The sequence below is a fragment of the Gilliamella sp. Fer4-1 genome, assembly GCF_001690515.1.
GTDB lineage: Bacteria > Pseudomonadota > Gammaproteobacteria > Enterobacterales > Orbaceae > Gilliamella > Gilliamella apicola_C.
Window position 1 is genome coordinate 1 of the sequence record NZ_LZGZ01000001.1, and the last position, 4,368, is coordinate 4,368.

The 4,368-nt window shown below is 33.5% G+C and carries 4 protein-coding genes and 1 pseudogene; 4 read left to right on the forward strand and 1 reads right to left on the reverse strand.

The window, feature by feature from the left end; translation table 11 throughout:
* On the reverse strand, positions 1–324 hold a 324-nt coding region (locus A9G30_RS00005), incomplete at its 3' end, for a hypothetical protein (protein WP_065587674.1).
* Positions 325–560: 236 nt separating this feature from the next.
* Between A9G30_RS00005 and thiI the strand changes: the two genes are divergently transcribed.
* The 4 genes and pseudogenes from thiI to A9G30_RS13430 all read left to right on the forward strand — a co-directional run.
* Positions 561–2,009 carry a tRNA uracil 4-sulfurtransferase ThiI gene (thiI, locus tag A9G30_RS00010; protein ID WP_065587675.1) on the forward strand — a complete coding sequence of 483 codons (1,449 nt, stop codon included), beginning with the start codon at positions 561–563 and terminating at the stop codon, positions 2,007–2,009.
* 114 nt (positions 2,010–2,123) lie between these two features.
* Positions 2,124–2,846 carry a response regulator gene (locus tag A9G30_RS00015; protein WP_065587676.1) on the forward strand — a complete coding sequence of 241 codons (723 nt, stop codon included), beginning with the start codon at positions 2,124–2,126 and terminating at the stop codon, positions 2,844–2,846.
* 28 nt (positions 2,847–2,874) lie between these two features.
* On the forward strand, positions 2,875–4,257 hold the full coding sequence (cpxA, locus tag A9G30_RS00020) for an envelope stress sensor histidine kinase CpxA (RefSeq protein WP_065587677.1): 1,383 nt from the start codon (positions 2,875–2,877) through the stop codon (positions 4,255–4,257).
* 26 nt (positions 4,258–4,283) lie between these two features.
* Positions 4,284–4,368 (forward strand): annotated as a pseudogene (locus A9G30_RS13430) (tRNA (uridine(34)/cytosine(34)/5-carboxymethylaminomethyluridine(34)-2'-O)-methyltransferase TrmL); the annotation flags it as partial.

Below are 4,368 nucleotides of genomic sequence, written 5' to 3' on the forward strand. Positions count from 1 at the left end.
AATAAAATCATTGAGAGTTAGGTTTTTATCAAAAAATGTAGGAATATTATTTAATTGTTCGCTATAAAAGGCACCTCTGACGGTAAACCCTAAGTTATTTTCAGAAAAATTTGAAATAAAAATCGGTGCATTCCCTTTAATCGAGTTTGCAGTTACTGCCGACAAAGTAGCTGAAGCTGAGAATGAAAAAGGGTAAGAGATAAAGAAAAGTGTAGAAGCAACGATATTTTTGTTTAATTTATAACCTGTTTGCTGTTTGCTGTTTGCTGTTTGCTGTTTGCTGTTTGCTGTTTGCTGTTTGCCATTATAAACTCCTTTATTCAATTTGTCAATTTAACACATTGTTTTTGTTATTGTTTTTAAATGTTATAGTTAATAATATATAGCTAACCAGCAGTATAGTCTATTTCATCATTTAGTTAGAACCACTTTTTTGTAAAGTTTTTTAAATATGGGATATTAGTCAGCTTGCTCTAATAGTGAGAGTATAATAATCAATTGTGCGTTCTTATCTAAAAAGCAGTATAATGTTGCCATTTTTATTATGGTAAGCTCTATTTATGAAATTTATTGTTAAACTTTTTCCTGAAATAACCATCAAAAGTGATTCTGTTCGTTTACGTTTTATTAAAATACTCACCAGCAATATCCGTAATATTTTAAAACATCATATTGAAGATGTTGCCGTTATTCGTCATTGGGATTTTATTGAAGTTCGCCCAAAAATTGAAAATAGTGAAACCAAGATACTCGAATTATTAACACGGATCCCCGGTATTCATCATATTTTAGCCGTTGATGAAATCACTTTCGTTGATATGCATGATATTTTTGAAAAGGCAGTGGTTTATTATGCGCCATTAATTGAAGATAAAACATTTTGTGTACGTGTAAAACGTCGTGGCAAGCATGAATTTTCTTCAATTGATGTTGAACGTTATGTTGGTGGTGGGCTCAATCAATATGTTTCTTCGGCTAAGGTTAAATTAAATCATCCAGAAATTACGGTTAACCTTGAAATTGATAACGACAAATTACTACTTGTTAAAGGTCGGCATACTGGCATTGGTGGTTTTCCTACGGGTACACAAGAAGATGTTATTTCACTTATATCGGGTGGTTTTGATTCAGGCGTGTCAAGTTACATGTTAATGCGACGTGGAAGCCGTGTACATTATTGTTTCTTTAATCTTGGTGGGAAAACTCACGAGATTGGTGTTAAACAAATGGCTCATTATCTTTGGGAACGTTATGGTAGTTCGCATAAAGTGCGTTTTATTGCGATTAATTTTTCCGATGTTGTTGGTGAAATTCTTGAGAAGATCGATGATGGACAAATGGGCGTTGTTTTAAAACGGATGATGGTTCGTGCTGCATCAAAAATTGCACAGCGCTATAAAGTAGAAGCACTTGTTACTGGAGAGGCATTAGGGCAAGTGTCGAGCCAAACGCTGACCAATTTACGATTAATTGATAATGTTAGTGACACACTAATCTTACGACCTCTAATCACACATGATAAAGAAACAATTATCAATCTTGCGCGCCAAATTGGTACTGAGGATATAGCTAAAACCATGCCAGAATTTTGTGGTGTGATTTCTAAAAGCCCAACAGTTAAAGCAGTAAAAGAAAAAATTGAAGCGGAAGAGCTGAATTTTGATTTCACTATTTTAGATAAAGCCGTTGCTGAAGCTGAAAATATTGATATTCGTGAGATTGCTAAACAAGCTGACACTAAGATTATTCATGTTGAAACAATTACAACACTTAATGCTGATCACGTGGTCATTGACATTCGTTCGCCAGACGAGCAAGAGGATAATCCACTTGTATTGAATGATGTTGAAATCAAACTTATTCCATTTTATAAATTAGCAACACAATTTGGCAATTTGGATCAGTCAAAACAATATTTACTATATTGCGATCGTGGTGTTATGAGCAAGTTACAAGCACTTTATTTAATTGATCAAGGATTTAATAACGTAAAAATATTTACTTTATAAAACTTAACAATACGTTACTATATTATTTGTATTTTTTACATATATAATGGATTTTGTGCATAAATTATGCTTGTTATTTAAAATAAATATCAAAAATATATAAAGAGGAGTGTAATGAATAGCAAATTACTTATAGTTGATGATGATGTTGAGATTGCTTTATTATTACGTGAATTGCTCGAATTAGAAGGGTATCAAATTGAAATCGCTAATACGGGCATTGAGGCTTTAGAAAAATTTGACGATACTATCGATCTTGTGCTACTTGATATTATGATGCCTGAAATGAACGGGTTTAGTGTGTTATCTCAACTCAGATCTCAATTTACAGTTCCGATTATTTTTTTAACAGCCAAAGATAATGAACATGATAAAATTAATGGGCTTGAGCTTGGTGCTGATGATTACATTCTAAAACCATTCAATGACAGAGAACTTATAGCTCGAATTAATGCGCAATTACGAAGAGCACGTTGGGATAATATCTCAAATGATGATTCTGATAAGCCAACTCAATATATTATTGATAAACTTAACGTAAATCGAAAACAACAAGCTGCTTTTTTTGATAATAAGTACATTGATTTAACAGGGACAGAGTTTCAAGTATTGCTAAAATTTATTGAGCAAGGGGGTAAAATAATTTCACGCGACATGCTAACTGCATCTGTTTTAGGGAAAAAGTTTGTTCCACTAGCTCGCTCGATTGATGTTCATGTGTCTAATTTGCGAAAAAAGCTTCCGCCAAGAAGTGATGGTTTACCTTGGATTAAAACATTACGTTCTAAAGGCTACTTATTTGTCATTGACCCACATGATGATTTATTACAAGACTAGAATAATATTATAATAAAGGCCAGATAACATGTGGTTTTTTGACAGGCTAGCTATCAAAATTTTCACTATATTTTTATTAACGATAGCTTCTTTCTTAATGTTAATTATGGTGTTACCCAATCTTGATTCGCGAAATTTAACGTATTTAGCAAATAAAGATAAAGAAATCGGTAATAAACTTGCTCGGCAAATTGAAAATGATCTTGCCAATGTACCCAAAGATAGTTTTCGCTGGTGGATGCGCTTTATTGTGGTAATGAATACGCACCAAAAACCAGCTCAATCTTTATTTATAGTTACTCCTAATGAGCAAATTATAACAGCTGAAACTAAAAATATTGATTTGATAAAAAACTTTAGTCAAAAATCTCATAATGTTGATGATCCAGCAAAGCAGATTTATGATACCCAAGAAATTATCGGCCCTTTTTTGATTCATTATACAAATGCTCAATATCAATTATATATTTTACAACCCGCAACAGATAGCCAATCCCAATTTGTTAATTTTATTTTTGATCACCCTTTTTTATTACTAACGCTGACTATGCTTGCAAGTTCACCTTTTTTACTTTGGTTATCTTGGAGCATAGCAAAACCGGCAAGAAAGCTAAAACAAGCGGCAGATCAGGTTGCTAAAGGTAATTTGCAAGAGTGGCCAGATCTTGAAAAAATAGGATCATCTGAATATAAAGCAACGGGCGCTAGTTTTAACCTTATGTTAAGAGAGCTAAAACGAATGCAAGCGTTGCAACAGCGTCTGTTTTCAGATATCTCTCACGAATTACGTACACCACTAACACGCTTACAACTTGCTACCTCTTTATTACGTCGAAAACAAGGCGAAAGCAGTGAAGTTATACGTATCAATAATGAAGCAATAAAGCTAGATGCTATGATTGGTGACTTACTATTATTGGCAAGACAGCAATATGACAATAATGAAATTCGTGAATTTAATCAAATTGATCTTCTATTTAACCCCGTTTTGGATAATGCGGCGTTTGAAGCCGAACAAATAGGGAAAAATTTTTCAGTGGTTAATCAGCCAACTAACCACACTATTTTATGTTATCCAGCAGCGTTATGCAGTGCACTTGAAAATGTTATACGAAACGCATTTCGCTATTCAAACAAACAAATTATTATCAATTTTGAAGTAAAAAAACAAAAGGTAACAATTACCATAGATGATGATGGCATAGGTGTAGCTGAAAGTGAATTAACGCAAATATTTAGGCCATTTTATCGCACAAGTGAAGCGCGTGATCGACAATCTGGTGGAACGGGATTAGGGCTGGCAATAGTCGCTAATGCAATCATACGCGATCAAGGCACCGTTACCGCGGAAAAAAGCCACCTTGGTGGACTTCGAATTGTGATAATATTACCCATTCATAAATATAAATAATAAAAAAGAGAACTATTGTGTCAAATATTGCATTAAACATCGTTTTATTTGAACCTGAAATTCCTGCCAATACAGGCAACATTATTCGCCTCTGTGCTAACACTGGCTTTA

Coding starts and splice junctions, on each gene's coding strand:
- thiI (WP_065587675.1), top strand. CDS start 561: ATGAAATTTATTGTTAAACTTTTTCCTGAAATAACCATCAAAAGTGAT.
- A9G30_RS00015 (WP_065587676.1), top strand. CDS start 2,124: ATGAATAGCAAATTACTTATAGTTGATGATGATGTTGAGATTGCTTTA.
- cpxA (WP_065587677.1), top strand. CDS start 2,875: ATGTGGTTTTTTGACAGGCTAGCTATCAAAATTTTCACTATATTTTTA.